Source organism: Streptomyces sp. NPDC051243, assembly GCF_044455405.1.
GTDB lineage: Bacteria > Actinomycetota > Actinomycetes > Streptomycetales > Streptomycetaceae > Streptomyces.
This window is the reverse complement of sequence record NZ_JBITES010000017.1, coordinates 49,446-67,864: the sequence shown is the minus strand read 5'-3', so window position 1 is coordinate 67,864 and position 18,419 is coordinate 49,446. Positions and strand designations below refer to the sequence as shown.

16 protein-coding genes are annotated in these 18,419 nt (G+C 68.9%); 13 read left to right on the top strand and 3 right to left on the bottom strand.

Translation table 11 applies throughout. The annotated features are described in order from the left end of the window. Nucleotides 1-356 precede the first annotated feature (356 nt). Nucleotides 357-1,631, bottom strand: coding sequence for an ArgE/DapE family deacylase (locus ACIBAG_RS35725; RefSeq protein ID WP_399111038.1), 1,275 nt, complete (start codon nucleotides 1,629-1,631; stop codon nucleotides 357-359). 169 nt (nucleotides 1,632-1,800) lie between these two features. On the opposite strand from ACIBAG_RS35725, the gene ACIBAG_RS35720 reads away from it, so the two are divergent. From ACIBAG_RS35720 to ACIBAG_RS35710, 3 genes are all read left to right on the top strand, one after another. Next, complete coding sequence (locus ACIBAG_RS35720; RefSeq protein WP_030049525.1) at nucleotides 1,801-2,238, top strand: Lrp/AsnC family transcriptional regulator; 438 nt, start codon at nucleotides 1,801-1,803, stop codon at nucleotides 2,236-2,238. A gap of 362 nt (nucleotides 2,239-2,600) precedes the next feature. After that, nucleotides 2,601-2,741: a hypothetical protein gene (locus ACIBAG_RS35715; RefSeq protein WP_399111036.1), complete on the top strand. Its 141-nt coding sequence runs from the start codon at nucleotides 2,601-2,603 to the stop codon at nucleotides 2,739-2,741. Nucleotides 2,742-3,268: 527 nt separating this feature from the next. Further along, nucleotides 3,269-3,727, top strand: coding sequence for a hypothetical protein (locus tag ACIBAG_RS35710; RefSeq protein ID WP_399111035.1), 459 nt, complete (start codon nucleotides 3,269-3,271; stop codon nucleotides 3,725-3,727). Nucleotides 3,728-4,013: 286 nt separating this feature from the next. Here the strand turns inward: ACIBAG_RS35710 and ACIBAG_RS35705 are convergent, their stop codons facing one another. Next, nucleotides 4,014-4,619 carry a lytic polysaccharide monooxygenase gene (locus ACIBAG_RS35705; RefSeq protein WP_399111033.1) on the bottom strand — a complete coding sequence of 202 codons (606 nt, stop codon included), beginning with the start codon at nucleotides 4,617-4,619 and terminating at the stop codon, nucleotides 4,014-4,016. A 544-nt stretch (nucleotides 4,620-5,163) separates the two neighbouring features. Here ACIBAG_RS35705 and ACIBAG_RS35700 point away from each other — a divergent pair. The 5 genes from ACIBAG_RS35700 (at nucleotide 5,164) to ACIBAG_RS35680 (ending at nucleotide 8,486) form a co-directional block, all read left to right on the top strand. Continuing rightward, nucleotides 5,164-5,301: a lasso RiPP family leader peptide-containing protein gene (locus tag ACIBAG_RS35700; protein WP_399111032.1), complete on the top strand. Its 138-nt coding sequence runs from the start codon at nucleotides 5,164-5,166 to the stop codon at nucleotides 5,299-5,301. Between the two features lie 97 nt (nucleotides 5,302-5,398). Further along, nucleotides 5,399-7,258 (top strand): asparagine synthase-related protein, encoded by a 1,860-nt coding sequence (locus ACIBAG_RS35695; protein ID WP_399111031.1) that lies wholly within the window; start codon nucleotides 5,399-5,401, stop codon nucleotides 7,256-7,258. A gap of 28 nt (nucleotides 7,259-7,286) precedes the next feature. Continuing rightward, nucleotides 7,287-7,496 carry a lasso peptide biosynthesis PqqD family chaperone gene (locus tag ACIBAG_RS35690; RefSeq protein WP_399111029.1) on the top strand — a complete coding sequence of 70 codons (210 nt, stop codon included), beginning with the start codon at nucleotides 7,287-7,289 and terminating at the stop codon, nucleotides 7,494-7,496. Beyond that, a complete protein-coding gene (locus ACIBAG_RS35685) occupies nucleotides 7,493-7,924 on the top strand; it encodes a lasso peptide biosynthesis B2 protein (RefSeq protein ID WP_399111028.1) in 432 nt (143 codons plus the stop codon). The genes ACIBAG_RS35690 and ACIBAG_RS35685 overlap by 4 nt, the downstream gene beginning before the upstream one ends. 274 nt (nucleotides 7,925-8,198) lie before the next feature. Then, nucleotides 8,199-8,486, top strand: a complete 288-nt coding sequence (locus ACIBAG_RS35680; protein ID WP_399111026.1) for a hypothetical protein — start codon at nucleotides 8,199-8,201, stop codon at nucleotides 8,484-8,486. Between the two features lie 251 nt (nucleotides 8,487-8,737). Here ACIBAG_RS35680 and ACIBAG_RS35675 read toward each other — a convergent pair whose 3' ends face one another. Then, nucleotides 8,738-9,055 carry a hypothetical protein gene (locus tag ACIBAG_RS35675; RefSeq protein ID WP_399111024.1) on the bottom strand — a complete coding sequence of 106 codons (318 nt, stop codon included), beginning with the start codon at nucleotides 9,053-9,055 and terminating at the stop codon, nucleotides 8,738-8,740. A 609-nt stretch (nucleotides 9,056-9,664) separates the two neighbouring features. Here ACIBAG_RS35675 and ACIBAG_RS35670 point away from each other — a divergent pair. The 5 genes from ACIBAG_RS35670 to ACIBAG_RS35650 all read left to right on the top strand — a co-directional run bounded on the left by ACIBAG_RS35670 (nucleotide 9,665) and on the right by ACIBAG_RS35650 (nucleotide 18,249). Further along, nucleotides 9,665-10,867, top strand: a complete 1,203-nt coding sequence (locus tag ACIBAG_RS35670; protein ID WP_399111023.1) for a hypothetical protein — start codon at nucleotides 9,665-9,667, stop codon at nucleotides 10,865-10,867. Nucleotides 10,868-11,062: 195 nt separating this feature from the next. Continuing rightward, complete coding sequence (locus tag ACIBAG_RS35665) at nucleotides 11,063-12,031, top strand: alpha/beta hydrolase (RefSeq protein WP_399111021.1); 969 nt, start codon at nucleotides 11,063-11,065, stop codon at nucleotides 12,029-12,031. Further along, nucleotides 12,028-14,097 carry a hypothetical protein gene (locus tag ACIBAG_RS35660; protein ID WP_399111020.1) on the top strand — a complete coding sequence of 690 codons (2,070 nt, stop codon included), beginning with the start codon at nucleotides 12,028-12,030 and terminating at the stop codon, nucleotides 14,095-14,097. Before ACIBAG_RS35665 ends, ACIBAG_RS35660 begins: the two co-directional genes overlap by 4 nt. Beyond that, the gene (locus ACIBAG_RS35655) at nucleotides 14,094-15,023 is read left to right on the top strand and encodes an AAA family ATPase (protein ID WP_399111018.1); all 930 of its coding nucleotides are present in this window, start codon (nucleotides 14,094-14,096) and stop codon (nucleotides 15,021-15,023) included. The genes ACIBAG_RS35660 and ACIBAG_RS35655 overlap by 4 nt, the downstream gene beginning before the upstream one ends. Continuing rightward, complete coding sequence (locus tag ACIBAG_RS35650) at nucleotides 14,965-18,249, top strand: SAV_2336 N-terminal domain-related protein (RefSeq protein WP_399111017.1); 3,285 nt, start codon at nucleotides 14,965-14,967, stop codon at nucleotides 18,247-18,249. The genes ACIBAG_RS35655 and ACIBAG_RS35650 overlap by 59 nt, the downstream gene beginning before the upstream one ends. The last annotated feature ends 170 nt before the right edge of the window (nucleotides 18,250-18,419 follow it).

Here is an 18,419-nt window from a genome sequence, read left to right as displayed (position 1 = left end):
GGGAGCCCAGCGTCGGTGGTCATCGGGTCTGCCCTTTCCCGCCGGCCGGGTTCGGCGACGTCGGCGTCGTTGCGACCGTACCTACTGACTTCCTGCGGTAGGCCGGTGGTATGCGGTACGCGCAGGGTGGCGGGCTGACCGCCGAGAGGCGACGGCTTCGTGAGCCGATCCGGTGCGAGGCAGGTGAGCGGTTCGGCCGTGGTGAGAGGACTGCGGTGATCGCCCTCGGGCCGGTGGCCGAGGACTGCCGTACTGTCGGAACCGCCGCTGGCCACCCCTCCGACCGCCTCCGGCTCGCCGCACCAGTCACTTCCACCGGGTCACAAGCAGCCGGTAGGGGGTGAGGCTGGGGACTACTACTTGGTGCCGACCGTGCGCAGTGTGGCGAGCACCAGTGCCTGGGTGACGGTGACGATGTCGCTCACGCGGACCTGTTCCTGCGGACCGTGTGCGAGGCGTACGTCGCCGGGGCCGTACTGCAGCGTGGGGATGCCCGCCCCGGAGTACAGTCGCAGGTCGCTGCCGTAGGGGGCGCCTCGCTCGGAAGGTCGCGGGCCGCCGGTGACGTCGGCGTGCGCGTCGGCGACCTGGGCCGCGAGCGGATGCCCGGCCGGCAGCCGTCCGCTGGCGAACTGTCCGCCGGGCCACGTCACCGTGGCGGGGTGGGAGCGCAGCCAGGGGTCGGCCGCGCAGGCTTCGGCCACGCACGCCTCCAGTTCGGTGCGTGCCTGGGCCGGATCTTCGCCCAGCCGGACGCCCAGTCTTCCCTCGGCCACCAGGAGGTCGGGCACGCTGCTGGCCCAGTCGCCGGAATGGACGGTACCGACCGACAGCGGGTAGGGGATGGGGTATTCGGACATGAGCGGGTCGGCGCCGACGTTGCGGCGGGCTTCCAGATGGGCAAGCGCGCGGTGGATGGGCAGATATGCGTCGATGGCGCTCACTCCCACGTATCTTGTGCTGCCGTGGGTGGCCCGGCCGGGTACTTGGATGCGAAACGTCAGGGCGCCGGCGTTCGCAGTCATGACCGCGCCGCTGGTCGGTTCGGTGATGATGCAGGCGTCGCCGGTGTGGCCGCGTTGGAGGGTGCCGAACGCCCCGAGTCCCCCGTCCTCTTCGCTGACTACGAAATGCGCCGACACCTGGCCGCGCAGCCTTGCGCCCGCCTCCCGTATCGCGGCCAGGGCGGCGAGTATCGCCACCACACCCGCCTTCATGTCGCACGCTCCTCGTGCGTGCACCACGTCCCCGGTAACCCGAGGGCGGAAGGGGTCACCCTCCCAACGCGCCAGGTCTCCGGAAGGGACGACGTCGACGTGCCCCTGGAGGATCAGGGTCGGCCCGTCGCCCTGGGGCACCGTGCCGCCCACCAGGCCCCACGCCTCCGTGCGCGGGGCCTCGCTGCCGGGAAAACGGGGATGGTCACGTAGCTCGGGCAGGTTCATGGACCACAGGTCGACATCGAGGTCCATCCGCTTCAGATGCCGGGCAAGGACGTGCTGAACCTCGGACTCCGCGGCACTCCCCGTCACGCTCGGAACAACGAGAAGTTCCAGCAGCAACCGGGCGATGGCCGCCTCGTCCACCGCGGCCAGTGCCGAGGCTTCCACATCGCTCAGGCTTGCTGTCATCTCAACACTGCTCCCAGCACGTGACATCAGGACAAGCCGGAGACTATGTTCGGCGGACAACGCAAGCAATCGCCATTTGCTGCTGCGTACTGTCGCTTTCTTGCAATGTCAGCGGGTCCGTGGCCATTTCTTGCGCTGGGCCGCAGGTTCTGACGTCTGGAGTGAGGTCATGGACGCCATCGATCAAGCGATCATCCGGTACGTGCTGCACGACGCGCGGGCCACATACGCCCAGATCGGCAAGGCGTCCGGGCTGTCCGCGCCCGCCGCCAAGCGGCGTCTCGACCGCCTCGTGGCTACCGGAGCGATCCGCGGTTTCACCGCTCTCGTCGATCCTCAGGCGTTGGCCTGGCATACCGAGGCTTTCGTCGAGGTCTACTGCACCGGCAATCCCACCCCCGCAGAACTGCGCCAAGCCCTGGAGGCCATCCCCGAGGTCGTCGAAGCCTGTACCGTCTCGGGCGCCGCCGACGCAGTCGTCCACATGCTCGCCAGGGACATCCCCCACCTGGAACAGGCCATCCAACGCGTGCGCGCCACCGCTCCTGTGGAACGGACCGAGAGCGCCATCGTGCTCTCCCGGCTGTTGAACCGGCCTCGCGTGTGATCGACACCGTGGGACTACCACGAGCGCCGGCGTCCGCCTGCCTCGGGCCGACGCAGCAGACCGGTGGTCGCCTCGGTGGCTACTGACTTCCTCGGGTCGTTCTCGGCTGCTGGGTGAGGGTCAGTCTGGTGCCGGCCAGGCAGCCGTCGATGAGGTCGGGCCGGAGCTGGATATGAGAGCGGCCGCACCGGCGAAGCACACGTCGACCCATGCGGTGCGGCCGGCCCGCACTGGCCCCTCTGGCTCCGCCCGGCAACCCGTCATGACGGCGGCGGAAGGGACGGCCCATTGTCGGACCCCCTCCGTAGGCTGGTCGTGAGGTATCCGAGACAGTCGTGAGGTATCCGAGACAGGAGGGCAGTGTGGCCCGCAAACCCAGGATTGATCAGCGCGCGATCGAGCGACACGTCAAGGACATCGTCAAGGGCTACAAGACCGAACGCTCAGAAGACGGCCCGCCTTCCCGCGCTATGCAGGACCTCGGCATACAACTCCCGCTGTGACCTGGTCCTGAGAGAGTGTGTCTCTCAAGACCCGTCACCCCGGTACGGTCATCCAGGGCGACGAGACATCAAGGGATCAGGGCGCCTACAGGACTCCGGGACCTGTACCACCTCCTGAGCCAGGCCCCGGCGACAGGACCCTGAGCAGGATGGGATCCGGCTCGTGCACGACGGTAGCGGCCTGCGCAGGTCCACGGCGCCATGGCCTGCCGGATGCGGTCTCTCATCGTCTTCACGGCCTGGGGCCGGATGCCGGGGCTGGTACAGCACCGGTGGGAGACATGCGCGGGGCATGGCGAAGGCCCGGACCACCTGGTCCGGGCCCCGTTCGGCGACCGAGGGCTACCGGGGGGTTCGTCAGCCATGCATTCGGCGGGGAACGCCCCTCGCGGCGGCGTCTCCGGCGCTACGGTGGATCGGCCAAGCACGGGATCGGGGGCTCTGCCCGGGCAGGGCGCGCTGTCCGCGTCTCGCCGGCCCGGGGACCGTCGATTGCCGGTCACACGAGGAACAGGGGGAGGTTCCCGGTGAGCAGGATCAGGATGACGAGGCGCATCGTGTCCGCCGTCGCGGTCTACGGAATCGTGGCGGGTGCCGTGCTCGGCGGGGCGGGCGCCGCATCGGCGACCAACCCGGCCGATGCCCCGCCCGGCTACGCGGGCCCGTTCTCGTACTGCAAGGGCAACGAGCATGACTCCATACCGCTGGGTGACCCTGATGGTGCGGCGTACATCGCGGTCTGGCGTTCGACCGAGGGCAGCGGCACGTTCTGCGCGATGACCTTCGACCGTCGGGACGGCAGACACCATATGGAGGTCCGCGTCCGCCGCGACGGCTGGCAGACCTCCTGGTACGACAACGGCTACTACGACAGGTACGCCGGCGCCATCTACGTCTCCGGCGCCGAGATCTACTGTGCCTACATTTCCGGGTGGGTGGAGCTCAACGGCATCAAGTATTCCGGGGGCGATTGGGTCTGCAGTTGACGCCCTGCTGCATCTACGCAGCGAGCGGGCGCGGTGGGCCAGGAGCCACACGTCCTCCTCCAGCAGCGGCGCCTCGGCTCCGAGCCCTCCCGGTCGAAGTCCCGGCGGATCCTCGATAGTTGAGCCCGAACGTCCAAGATCCCCGAGAGAGTCAAGTGAGGAACGCAGGAAGCCCCGTCGGGGCAGGGTGACCCAATGGGGCCCCTGCCCCGACGGGGCTCGGTCGGCCGGGCGGCGGGTTACCGGCGCCCGGCAGAGGCCGGTGCCGTGTGCGGTGCTTTGCGGCTCAGCCGAAGTTCACGTCGCTGCACCACATGTAGGCCTGGTCGAGGTGCGAGGCCTGCCAGATCACGAACAGGATGTGGTGTCCGGTGTAGCCGGAGGTCTGGACGGGGAACGTGATGTTCTGTGCCGGGGCGAAGCGGCCGGTCTGCGTGATGAAGTCGAGGTTGCTCCAGCCCAGGGTCTGGGTCTTGGGGTTGAAGCCCTGCTTGCTCACGTAGACCTTGAAGTAGTCGGCACCGTGGGACGCCTGGTCGTACAGGTGGACCGAGAAGTTGTTGCCGATGGTGGTGGTCTTCCACGGTCCGGGCTTGTCCAGGCTGGCGTTCCTCGAGAGGTTGTTGCTGCAGAGCGTCCCGTCGGGGGTCCGTGCCTGGAACTGGCCTCCGAGGCCGTCGCGGAGCGCGCTCATCCAGTTCCACATGGTGTCGGGGTTGGCCTGGAAGGCCTGCCAACACATGGGGTCTTGGGTCTGCATGGCCGGGTTCGTGTGGTTGTTGCCCCACGTCTTCCAGCACTGGTACGCGCGGGTCGCGGGGCCGACGACGGTGCCGTGAGCCTGGGCGGGGGTCGACCAGGCGACGGCGCCGACGGCCACGGCGAACAGCATGACGAGCGCCTGGAGAGGCCGGCGGAGGGACGCCCGCGAACGCCGGGTTAACGGACTCTTTTTGCACATGTGGGAGGACTCCTTCCAGTTGCAAGGCTGGTATGGGAGCGCTCCCAAAGTCGGGCCTTCTGAGTGAGATGTCAATGAGACAGACGGAGTTGATTACAGGGGTGGGTGGCGAGCAGGGGATCTGCCGTGAGCCGGGGTCAGAATTGTTTGCGGGACCGGAAAACGAGGATGCGGCCCGGGCCGGTGTGCCTGGCCGGCGATGCCGCTCTCTCCTGCCACGACCCGACATCCGGGAAACAAACACTCATTCCGGGACAAAATGTCGGGGAGAAGGCGATCTCTAAGGCATTTCGGTCGCTCCCGCGCTTGTTGTGAGCCGGTGTGTGCTTCCCGGCAGGCGCCGCGGAATGTCTACCCCTTTTCCCTGCTTACGGGTGGATTAGCCCGGCGCCGCTTGTCGTGACCCACTCAGGAGTGCCCAACTGGCCTATGGGAGACGGGAGTTCCGTCTCTGTGTGACTGGAGGTGGATCGCTGTGCAGGAGACGTCGCAGGGCTTCGAGGCCGCGGACGTGTACGAGCCGCCGCTGCTGTCCGAGGTCGGGCAGTACGCCGAGCTGACCCAGGGCGAATTCGGGGACTGGCCCGACTTCCCGGTCGGTCTGTGGCTCTGATGATCCCGGCGGGTCCCGGTCCGGGCCGCGAGGCCTGGGCCGGCACCCGGTGCCATGCCGCCACGCTGTCACTCGTCCCGCACTCTGGAGATTGTCGATGGGCGCCACGCCGGCCTGCTGGTTCGTTGTCCTTCCTGACCGGGATCTCTCACCCGGTTTCCTCGATCGTCTCCGGAACTTCGCCGGCCCGGCCGTGGTCCGGGTCGTGCCGCATGCTTCCGGCCGTCCGTGGCTGGTCGGCTGCTGGCCGGACGGGGAGCTGACTGCCTGCGCCGTCGGTGACGTGCGTCTGGTGGTCGCCGGGACGTGTTCCCTGAAGGCCGCCGAACTGGCCGCGCGGGCCCGGCAGATCAGTGACAGCGCGCAGATCGAGCCGGTGCTTTCGGATGCCGACGGCTGCTTCCACGTTCTGGCGTCCGTCGCGGGGCACACGTACGTGCGGGGAAGCTTCTCCGGGCAGCGGCGGGTGTACCGGGCCGAGGCCGGCGGCGGCACGGTCTGCTCCGACCAGGCCCGCCTCCTCGCCCGTCTGACCGCGGCGGGGCTGGACACCGCGCAGCTGGCGCTGCGGCTCACCGGTGACACCGTTCCGCATCCGCTCGGCTGGGGTGCGCTGTGGCGTGGTGTGCACGCCGTGCTGCCCGGCACCGCCATGGAGCTGGCGCCCGGCGGCGAGGTGCGCACCCGCCGCTGGTGGCGGCCGCCGGTGGCCGAACTTCCCGTGGATGAGGCCGCGGCCGGGCTGCGGGAGGCACTGGAGCGGGCGGTCGCGTTGCGGGTCCGACCGGACGAGCTGGTGGGCGCGGATCTGTCCGGCGGTATGGACTCGACCTCGCTGTGTTTCCTGGCGGCCCAGGCGGGGGCCCGGCAGGTCACCGTCACCCTGGACGCGGGCGCACCCACCAACGAGGACCGTCTCTACGCCACCCGGGCCGCCGGGCACCTGCCCCGCATCGAGCATCTGGTGTTCGAGTCGGCCGATGTGCCCGCCCAGTTCAGCGGGCTGGACGAGCGCGTGGATCTGGGCGACGAGCCGTCCGCGATCGTGCGTACGCGGGTGGAGCAGCGGTACCTGGCCGAGCAGATGCGGGCGCGCGGGGCCCGGCTGCGGTTGTCCGGTTTTGGCGGGGACCAGGTCATCCAGTCGCAACCCTCATATGTGCACGGTCTGCTGCGGCGCTCACCCGCGGCCGGCCTGCGCCACGCGGCCGGGTGGCGCGCGCGACACCGCCGGCCCCTCGGGGCGATCACAAGGGCGCTGCTCGACCAAGGTTCATACGCCGCCTGGCTCACCGAGGCCGCCGCACTGCTGCACACGCCTGTGACTGGAGACGACCTGCGCTGGGGGCTGCGCCCATGCCTTCCGCCCTGGGCGAGCGAGCAGACCGTACAGCTGTGCCGTGAGCGGCTGCTCGGCGCGGCCCAGGACGCCACCGAGCCGCTGCACCGTGAACGCGGGCGGCACGCCTGGCTCGCCGCCGCGCAGCGTGGGGGCCGACTCGCCGGCCCTCTGGCCCACTGCGGGCAGCTCGCCAGGCTGCCGTATCACAGCCCGTTCTGCGACGACGCCGTGATCGCAGCCGCGCTCGCCGCCCGCCCCCACGAGGCCGCCAGCCCCTGGTCCTACAAACCGCTCCTCGCCGCCGCCATGCACGGCCTGGTACCCCAGACCATCCTGCGCCGCACCACCAAGGACCACTTCGGATACGAATGGCACAACGGCCTGCGCCGCAACCGACACACGCTCGCCGCCTGGGCCGAGGACTCCCGCCTGGTGGCCGCCGGACTGGCCGACGAAGACGCACTGCGCCGCGCCCTGCTCTCGCCCCACCTACTGATCGGCGGGATCGCGGAATTCGAGACCACGCTGGGAGTGGAGGCGTGGCTGCGCGGCCTGGAGCACCAGCGCACCCCGGGCGGCACAAGGGAGATGAGCAGTGCACCGACTACGCTCTGATGTCACCGCCTGCGCCACAGGCGACGGCATGGTCCTGCTTGACGAACGCGCCGGGCACTACTGGCAGCTGAACGGCACCGGCGCCCTCGTCGTACAAGCCCTGCTGGACGGCGCCACGCCCGAGCAGGTTGCCGAACGGCTCGCCGCCACCCGCCCGGTCACCCCTGAGCGCGCCACCGCCGACGTCACGGCACTGGTCGCACACCTCGTGAAAGAGAGGCTGGTGACCGACTCGTGAGCCAGATCCTGGACACCGACGGCACCCGCCCCGGGCTCGGCACCCGGCTCACCGCCCACGCCGCCGTCATCGCCGCCCGGCTCCTCGCCCACCTGCCACCACGCCGGATCCGTGCCGTACTGGGCCAGGGCCGGCGAGGAGCCAGACCCGCCCGCTACGACGAGGCCCTGCGGGCACGCAGGGAAGTGACAGCCGTCAGCACCCTGTGCGCGGGCCGCTACTGCCTCCAACGCTCCCTGGCCACCACTTTGCTGTGCCGCATGCGCGGCCACTGGCCCACCTGGTGCAGCGGAGTACGCACCGCACCCTTCGGAGCTCACGCGTGGGTCGAGGCCGACGGCAAGCCCGTCGGCGAGCCAGCCGACACCGCCACCTACCGGCCGATGATCACCGTACCGGCAGCAGACCACGACGGCATGGACGGCTAGGCCGTGTCCGCAAAGTCCCGCCTGCCCCGACACGACCTAGTGCAGCCAAGCAACGGCGCCCCAGTTCGTGACGCCCGCCGAGCCGCTCGCGAAGAGATCGAGGAGACGGCCGCGCACGGGCTCCGCGCCGAGCTGTCGCCCCTACCGCCTGGACAGCGCGTCCTTTCGTGAGATCGGCCGGTGGGCATGGGTCAACCACGAGACCGTGCCCACGACCGCCCACCCGGATCAACGGCAGCCCGAAGACTCGGGCCGAGCGCGGGGAGCACACCGAATGAGCGCGTCCGGCTTCGAGCCGCTGGAAAATCTTCTGGAGGGTCGCGGAAGAATCACTGCCGCCCTGCTCGCGCACGGCTGGGAGCGCGTGGCCATCGAGGAGGTGTTCGACCTCTACGACAGCGAACTGGCGCAGGAGATCCGCGAAGAGCGGAAAGCCCTGGAAGCCGAGAACTTCCCGGCGCACGCTTATCTCTTCGATGGCATGGACTACGCGGTCAGCACCATCGACCCGTACCCGTACAGCGAGGACCAGACGCGCCCGGACGAGGAACCCACCTCGTGAGTGGCAACCCGGACGTGAGACCGGTGGAACGCCGTATAGGTGCACATCATGAGATGGCGTCCGGCCCACACACCCGCGCACCGCGTTCCCCCTTCCGCCTCGGCTCCGGCCGACGACCAGCCGGGCGGCGCGCTGCCGCGCCGTTGCCCAAGCCCAAGGCCCTGGGCGCCAGGGAGCTGACTCCTTGGAGCCCGGGCCGTCAAGGTGTTTCCGTACGCCGGGCCACGGCTCTGTGGCAGGCCTGTCGCCGGTTATAGGTAGCCGAGCGAGCGGGCGGTTTCGCGGAGCCCACGCGAGGTGATCTTCGGGCCGTTGCGCAGAGTCTCGACCTCGGCCGCTAGATGCCCCATCTTCTTCTCGTACTGGGCCGGGTCCGTCACCGGCCACACGACCCAGCCGCCGGCCGCCTCGATCGAGCCGATCACATCGGCCACCGGCCCCCTCGGCGGACCCCAGGCCCGGCGCACCTGCCGGGCCGCATCCTTGGCCGTCGTGAAGTCGTTCAGGACCACGCGCGGGAACCGGTGCGGACCGTCCACCGCCGAGGCAGCCTTGGCGATGCCCGTCACCTGAGCCGCACCAGGGCAAGTTGGGCATGGATGCGGCGCATCGCCGAGGCCGACAGCGAGGCCCGCTTGCGGTGATGGATCAGTCCCACCCCCACCCCGCTCACCTGAGGATCCAGGCACAACAGTTCCCGCGGGTAGCCCAGGGCGGCGGCATACAGCTCCAGACGGTCCTCGCCACCGCAAGGCGGCCCGACTCCGCCCGGCTGACATATCCCTGGGACACCGCTACGGCGCTATCAGGGGCCACCTTGGTCATGGCAGCGGCCACGTCGACCTGCGTCATGCCCCGCGACTCTCGCGCCAGCACGAGCATCCCGGGATGTGCCTGCAGGTCACTGGACGCCATCACACGACACCACCTCAGATCAGACCTCAAAGCATTAACACAGAATATTCCTCGGATGATTCAGCTTTCTGGTGGGCTGCGTCATTGCCAACCGCCCTCTGCCAACGGCTACTTGCCGCAAACCGGAACCGTGCAGCCGCCCTCCGGCACCAGCGGGTCCTGGCGGCGCCGTCAAGGGCGAGCGGCCCAGGCGCCGTTGCCCCCGGCCGCCAGCCGAACAATATGAGCAGCGCCCCGGGCATGGCCTTGGGAAGCTGTCCCGCATGGCCTTTCATGCGCACCTGGGGATTGCCGACCATCAGTTCCTGTACTGCAGAGGAGAATGCCCCCCGGAACTGGCGGCCCTGTTCACCGAGTCGGAGCGCCAGCCCATGGGCACGCGCACACCCATAGGGTCGAACCTCACCGAGTTCGTCTACGGAACGACCGTGGCGCAGCTGCGGGAGCGACTCCATGTACAAGGCTTCAGCGCCGCCCGGGCGAAAGCCGAACTCGCCGAGGTCCTGGCCACGTGGGCGAAGAAGAGGCCGCTGGATGCACCGCTCTTCTCCGAGGTGCCCAGCGTGCAGAGCGTCGAGGCCTCAATCCGTCAGCTCCTGGCCATGACGTTCGAAGAGGCATGGCCCAAGGACAGCAGGCAGCCTAACCCGTATGACCTACCCGAGGCGTTGTCCCGCTACATGGACCGCCGCAGCATGACGCGCCTGCTGCTCGAATGCGCCCCTGACCCGCACGCCAAGGTCTTCCTGGACCTCAGCGAACTCACCGGATCCGGTGTCGACTTGGACCCTGCGCATCCGGCTGCCGGCGAGGCACGCGCTGAACAGTTGGCGCGCCTCGCCCAGGACGCCCCCTTGCTTGTCCTGACCGAAGGCCCCACAGATGCCCGCCTGTTGGCAGCGGGCATGGAAGTGACTCACCCACATCTGAAGGGCTTCGTCACCTTCTTTGACTTCGCCGTCGCCGGTGCCGAGGGTGGAGTCGCCCAGCTCGCGAAGACCGTATCGGCGTTCGTGGCTGCCGGCGTGGCCAATCGGTTCGTCGCCCTGGCCGACAACGACACCGAAGCCCACGCCGGACTGGCCAACCTCAAGAAACAGCCGCTGCCGGAACGCTGCCGAGTACTGCACTATCCGCCGCTCCGGTTCCTCGAGACCTATCCGACCCTCGGCCCATATGGCGACGAACCGGTGCCGGCAGACATCAACGGACGTGCGGGATCCTTGGAGATGTACCTCGGCCGCGATGTCCTGCGCAGCGACGACCACACACTCGTGCCCGTGCAATGGCGCTCATGGAACCCGAAGCTGCGCCGCTACCAGGGAACGCTTGCGGAAGCGGAAAAGAAAGCGGCGCAGGACCGCTTCCTGCACAAGGTGCAGGCTCACCGTTCCAAACAGGCCAACGGGCACGACTGGGACGGGATCCGGGCCATCATCGACACGATCGTCTCCGCCTTCGACTGATCGAAGGCAGCACATGACGCCCGTAGACGGCCTGCTGCGATGGCCCGCGCTGCACGTTCGCCCGCGCGGGGGACTGTGCTTGCTAATCTTGGCCCTCCTCCGAACACGCGGACCGTGTCGACTGCTGTTGCGTACCGCACCGCTGGTCTGCATTTGTGCGGTGGCAGAGCAGCTAGGGGAGAGGGGGACCCTGGAGTGAGACCGGCCTTAGTGTTCGTTCATGGGATTGGCGGTGCACGCAATCCCGAGACGGAACGCGACTCCTGGCTTGCGGCCCTGGCCACCGGAGCCCGCAAGGCAGGCCATTCGTCGGAGGGCTCGGCACTGGCCCAAAACGGCTTCGCCGACGTGGCCTTCGCCTACTACGGAGACCTGTTCATATGCCCCCAGTCCCAAGGCGGCACCACGCCGCACCTCGAGGCAGGCGAGGGCGAGGTGCTCCGGCAGTTGCTGGCGGACTTGATCGACACGCAGCTGGAGACCTGCACTGACGACGGTGAGCGACGTACCCTGCGCCACGCGCGCACAGAGCTGACAGCGACCCAGCAGCCGCAAGGCAGCGGAGACCTCGTACGGCGGCTGATCAACGTCTGCACGACCCTGCTGGCTCTGCCTGGCATGCGACGTGCGGGTCAGTGGGCCAGCGGCCGACTCATGGCGGGGCATCTCGCCCAGGTGACCCGCTACTTGGCCAGAGCCGAGCCGGACGTCGACGGACGCACGCTCGATGAACGCATCCGCGACCGCGTCCTCGGTTTCTTGGACGGTGACCGGCCGACCGTCGTTATCGCGCACTCCCTCGGGAGCGTGGTCGCTCTCGAAGCCCTGCACGACCATCAAGGCTTCATACCGCTGTTGGTGACGGTGGGATCCCCGATCTGCATGCGCACCGTCGTCCACCCCCGGCTGCGTCCCCAGCCGCCTGCCACCCCAGGCTGCGTGGAGCGCTGGCTCAACTTCTGGGACCGGGATGACGTCATCGCCCCGCGCCCGTGGCTGGAGCGGGACGTGCTGCCCAACATCGGTGGCTGCCTGCCCGTGAGTGATCGGGTGGACTCCGACGGCATCTGGGTCCACACGGCCACCAAGTACCTGGCGCAGGCCAGCGTGGCCGGCCCGGTCATCGAGGCCATCCGCCGCGCCGGCGAGAGGTCGGCTGCATGACCGCCTCGCGGCTGCTTCTCATCCTGGCGCCTCAGAACATGGCCATGGGCCATCTGGACAAGCTGGAGGGCGCCGCGCGTGCCCTGGGCGAAGTACTCCAGCACGACGATCTGGGCCAGTGTTCCCCAGCGCTGGCCGACGGGGCCGCCGTGCTGTACGGCACGGACGTCACTCAGGCACGGATCGAGACGGCGGTGCGTGCTGCCGCCCAGCGGGCCGGAGACACCGGCGCCACGCTGGTCCTCGTCATCCTCGGCCATGGGATGGCGCCACGCGGACACTCCGAGCTGTACCTGATGGGAGCAGACGCGCAGCCGGATGTGCTGAGCACTACGGTGAACGTCGGCCACCTCCTCGTCCAGGCGGCGGAGCAGCCAGGCGTCAACGGCGTCATCGGCCTGGTCGACACCTGCCACGCCGCGGGAGCCGTGCCCGACATCAAGGCCCTCGTGGCAGGCGTGCGGAGCGGGCGCACCCGCGTGTCCCTGCTCATGGCCTCCGGGGCCGAACAGGAGGCATACGACCTCGTGTTCAGCCGGGAGCTCGCGGAACTGCTCAGGCAGGGCATCCCCGGCGCAGGCGCACACACCGGGGTATCCACGCTCAAGGAGAAGCTGCGCCACACGGTCATCGGACAGGACATCGTCAGCTGGGAACACGACGGCGATCACTTCGCGGTGCAAGGGCTATGGCTGTCGCACAATGCCCGCCACATCGGCGCCGACCGCCCCGGCCCGGGCACACTCGGCGCCCAGGACCTCCGATCGGCACTGGAAGCGGTCGGTCCTGCCGTGGGCTGGCCGCAGCCGTGGTCCCTGCACGAGCTGGACCGGGTACGGCACGAGATCCAAACGATCAAAGAGACCGGTACGGGAGTCGGCCCGGCTGCCCTCGTCCATCGGGCCGTCCACGTCGTGGACGGCCTGCGCACCTGCCTCGTCACCCAATCCTTCCTCACCTCCTGGATGGGCAACAAGCTCACCACCCCACGGCTGCGTAAGGCACTGCCCGCGCTGCCCGCCGACGTGTACGCGCTGGTGCCGGACACCACGGGCACCGCCCTGCTCACGGACCTCCTCGAACTGCTGGTCCTGCGCGCACCGCGCGTCGGCGACAGCCGGACGGTGCTGCTCACTGGCTTCGTCGCAGCGCTTGGCGCCGACGCCGGACTGGACCTCGCCGCTCCCGAGATCACGGCATGGGCCGATGCCTGTGGGGCCCGGATCGAGCTCAACGACGCCCAGGAAGACCTCTTCCGCGGCCAGGCCGCACGACGGCTCCGGCTGGTCGTCAGCCTGCATGCCACGGTGGCGGACGACTGGCCCGAGTCGCTGGGCCTGTGGCTGCTGGACGGCGGCCAGGTGTGCGAGCGTGCGGAGGTCGCCTGCGCCCCGACACAGGCGGCGGCCGAGGCGAAGCTCGGAGAAGCCATCGCCTGGGCCCGCAGGCACGCCCGGCTGCGCCAGGCGCCGCTCCGACATGTGGACGTCGCCGTTCCCACCTCGCTGCTCGTGCGCTGGAAGCCCGAAGAGACCGACTTCGGCGTGCGTCTGGGCGTGAACCACGATGTGGTGGTGCGCTGGAGCATGCGTCTGAACCCACCCGCCCACCTGTGGTGGATCAACGATCATGCGCGGGCGGGCCTGGAGCGGATGAGTACTTGTGTGGCCAAGGCTCCCATCGACTGGCTGGCCGAACACGACGCGGGGCAACCGCAGGACCTCGGAGACCGGTTGCGCAACGGCAGGTACACGCGTGCGGTGGCGTTCTCGCACCGCCCGGCCCATCTGAAGCAACTGATGGAACTCGTACTGGCGTACGTGCCCGTCGTGTTATGGCCCGACACGAACCGGAACTTCTCGCCGGCGGAGCAGGCACTCTTGGACATGTTCTGGGACCGCCTGCCGACCGAACTGGCGGAGGCCTACCGGCGCCGCTGGCAGGGCAGCTCCCTCGTCTCCTCCGACCGGCTCGCCGATCTGAGGTCCGTCTGGCACGACCTCGAATGGCTTGACTTCTGCAGTTGGTTCGACAGTGACGGTGCCGTACACGGGAGCGTTCGATGACCTGGAGTCCGTACTACATCGGGGACGGCGTCCCACGAGACGTGGAACTCGCACCCCCACCGCCGTGGCGGACCTTTCCCCGCCTTGCGATGGCCAAGGAGTTCCAGCCGCCCGCAGGACTCGTAGAGTCCGTGAACGCGGCGCTGCACCTGCGGCGGCCACTGCTTGTGACAGGCCCGGCCGGATCGGGCAAGTCCACCGTCATCGAGCAGGTGGCCAACGAACTGAAACTCGGAACGGTGCTGCGCTGGCACATCACCTCCCGCAGTACTCTCACGGACGCGCTGTACCGGTACGACGCCCTGGGCCGCATCCACGCGCAGCGCCTCGGCCAGGCCGGCGGTGTGGACGATATCGCGCCGTTCATGCAACTGGGGCCGCTCGGCACCGCGCTGCTGCCGTCCAATCGGCCTCGCGCGCTGCTGATCGACGAGGTGGACAAGAGCGACCTCGATCTCCCCAGCGATCTCCTCGACGTTCTGGAACGCGGTGAATACGAGATCTCCGAACTCGCCCGCTACCAGGAGGACATCGTCTCCGTGCGGCAGTGGGGCGGCGACGAACACCACGACATCAAGCGGGGCCGCGTGCGCTGCACGCAGTTTCCGTTCATCGTGATGACGAGCAACGGCGAGCGCGACTTCCCGGCCGCCTTCCTGCGCCGATGCATCCGCTACACCATGGCACCGCCGACAGTTCCTCTGCTCCGGCAAATGATCATGGCTCATCTGCAGATCGACATCGAGGACGCAGGGCCAGTGCGAGATCTCGTCGAAGAATTCGTCGCCCGGCTGGAAGGCGGCGACAGTCTGGCCATCGATCAACTGCTCAACGCCGTCTATGTGATGTCCGGAACCACCGCGCCAGATGGCGCCGGACGGCAGCACGTCGTCGAACTGCTCATGCGAGAGCTGTCACGTGCCTGACCACCTGTCGCACGTATTGCATGGCCTGCACGCAGCCGGGACGGACCTGGACGCCACGGCGCTGGCCGAAGCCGTCTGGCTGGCCGCTACGCTGCGCGCGGGGACCAGCCAGTGGCAGCCCGGCACCAATGAACCCCGACCACTACCACCGGGGGCCAACGGCGGACACGGGCACCGACCGCACAGCGGCCGGGCGGCGGTGCAGTCACCCCGGCACGGCGCGGCGATGCACGAGCAACTGCCCGACAGCCCCGGCAGTGTGCCCGGCGAGTCCGTTGCCGTCCGGCGGGGGCGGGCACTCCCCAAGGCCCTGGACCTCTTACGCGCGCTGAGGGCCTACAAACGGCCGTGGGTAGCCGGCCTGCACACGGAACTCGATATAGAGCAGACGATCGACGGCTACGCGCGCAGCGGTGAACTGATCCCAGCGTTCCGGGCCGCTCCTGAGCGATGGTTCGATCTGCTGCTGATCATTGACCGGTCGCTGTCCATGCAGGTATGGAAGGAAACGATCACCGAGCTGGAGCGCGTGCTGGACCACCTCGGAGCCTTCCGTCTCCTGCGCACCTGGGGGCTGACGTTCGAAGACTCAAAGCCCCTACTCCACGACCACCAGGGAGCAGCGGCCGGCCCCGACCATGTGCTCTCCCCGCAGGGCAGGCGCCTGGTCCTCCTCATCTCGGACTGCTCGACCCCTGGCTGGTACCACCCGGAGATCTGGCAACAACTGCGCACCTGGGCCCAGTCGACGCCGGTGGCGCTGCTCGATCCCCTGCCCCCGAAACTCTGGCGGCGCAGCGCCCTGGACCTGCCCGGCGTCACCGCCACCCAAGCCGTACCGGGCAACGGCAGCACCACACTGCGCTTCGACATGCCGTTGCTACTGGAGGACTTCGCGGACGGCCGGACGCCGTGGCTCCCCGTGCCCGTCCTCTCGCTGAGCCCGCATTCCCTCGGCCGCTGGGCACACGCCCAGATGCGCGGCGATCCAGGCGGCTGCGACGCGGTCCTCATTCCTGCGACGGGCCGCATCCGACGCGGCAGCACCCCTCACGTCCGTGCCGCACATGACCCGGTCCAAGCGTTTGTCCGGACGGCTTCGCCAGATGCCGTCAAACTCGCTGTTCTGTGTGCCCTGGTCGGTCGCATCGGCCTGCCCGTACTTCAACTGATCCGGCAGGAACTTGTGCCCGAGGCCACGGTCGCCGACATCGCCGAGCTGATCACGAGTGACATCGTGTCACTGCAACCGCAAGACCACGGCACGTTTGTGGTGACCTTCCACAGCGACTCCGAAGAAGAACTGAAGCGACTCCTGCCCCAACACGAAGCGTGGCGACTGTGCGGGATGCTGGAGGGGTATGTGAGCGCCCACGCCCACGGCACAGTGAGCGTGCCCGCAGTTCTGCACAATCCCGATGCACTGCAGCATCTTCCCGCCGAAGTGCGGCCGTTCGGTCAGGCCGCCCATAACGTTGTGCGGGCACTTGGCGCCAGCGACGGCGAACAGGGGCCGGACGGCATGGCGTCGATCGTGGCCTCGGCAACGGCCCGGATCGCCGGCGAACTCGACGTCGACGAGATCATCCACGCCTTGTTCGACACCGCGGTCCCGGTCTTCGCCGACAGCCTTATCCTCTACCTGCGCGAGCCCTTGCCGATCGGCGACCAGCGGCCCACCGGCCCGGTCGTGCTGCGGCTGTGGCGGGAGGAGCGAAGCTGGGAGGAAGACGACGTGCAGGACTTCCTGGCGCCGCTGCTCGTTTCGGAGCCCGGCCTCCAGGGAGTTGCCGAGATCTGCGAGGTGCAGCCCGGCAGTGAGCTCGCCGAGACGCTGCGCGCGGTACGCCCAGCCTTCACGGACACACCCATAGCCCATGCCGCCTTGCCCCAGCTCCTGGGCGAGAGCGCTGCGTTCGGCGTTGCCGATGGGCAACGGGCGATTCTCGCCCCGCTACGGGGACGGCGCCGTGTGATGGGCGTCGCGCTCTTCCTACGCCGTGCGGAGCGTAGCTCCTTTGAGGCCGAGGACCTGCTGATCGCTGGCCAGCTCGCTACGCACAGCGCTCTTGGTATCGACAAGGCGGTGCTGTACGGCCACGAGGCGCACATCGCCGACGAACTGCAGCGCACCATGCTGCCTGAGACACTGCCGCAGACAAGCGGAGTCCGGCTTGCCGCCCGGTACCTTCCCGCCGCGGAGACCGCACAGGTGGGCGGCGACTGGTACGACGCCATCCCGCTGCCCGGCAGCCGAATCGCCCTGGTTGTCGGCGACGTCATGGGGCACTCCATGGCCTCAGCGGCGATCATGGGCCAGCTGCGCACATCCCTACAGACCCTGGCCGGCCTCGATCTGCCTCCTCAGGAGGTTCTGCACCACCTCGACGAACAGGCCCAGCGGCTCGGTACCGACCGCACGGCGACCTGCCTCTACGCGGTCTATGACCCGGTCTCGCACCGCCTCACCATCGCCAATGCCGGGCACCCCCCGCCGGTCCTGCTGCACCTGGGCGGGCGGGCCGAGGTGCTGCGGGTGTCATCGGGGGCGCCGATCGGTGTGGGCGGCGTCGACTTCGAGGCCGTAGAGCTTGATGCACCCGCCGGGGCGACCCTGCTCCTCTACACCGACGGGCTGGTGGAGTCCCGGCTGCAGGACGTATGGACCGGCATAGAGCGGCTGCGCGAAAAGCTCGCTTCGACCGCACAACTGACCGGGCCCGGACATCCGCCGCCGCTGGAAGCCATGTGCGACGAGGTACTCGACATGCTCGGGCCGGGCGACCGGGACGACGACATTGCGCTGCTCGCCGCCCGCTTCGAGGGGATCGCACCCAAAGACGTGGCGTACTGGTTCCTGGAACCGGAGGACGCCGCACCCCGCAGGGCTCGCCAACTCGCACGGCGCGCGCTGACCCGATGGGGCCTCGACGCCCTCAGCGACTCGGTCGAACTGCTCGTGAGTGAGGTCGTGACCAACGCCGTGCGCTACGCGACACGGCCGGTCACCTTCCGGCTGCTGCGCACCGACGTCCTACGCTGCGAGGTCGGCGACGATGTGCCCCAGCTGCCGCGACTGCGGCAGCCCCGGGCCGTTGATGAAGGGGGGCGCGGCCTTTACCTGGTCAGCAAACTGGCCAGGAGTTGGGGTAGCACTCGGCTCAGTACTGGCAAGATGGTGTGGTTTGAATGCTCCCTTCCGGACGTTTCGGAGACCACTCCGTGACCTTCAAGCAGGTATAGCGCTTGGGCCGCAGCACCCAGCACGGGCAAAGGCATTGCGCCACCACTGTGACCGCAGGCCGCGACAGTCAGCGCACGTGCCGGGCTGTCGCGGAACGTCGGGTTGGCGATGGGCTGGGAGAGGAACCTGCTTACGGCCGCCAGCGACGTGAG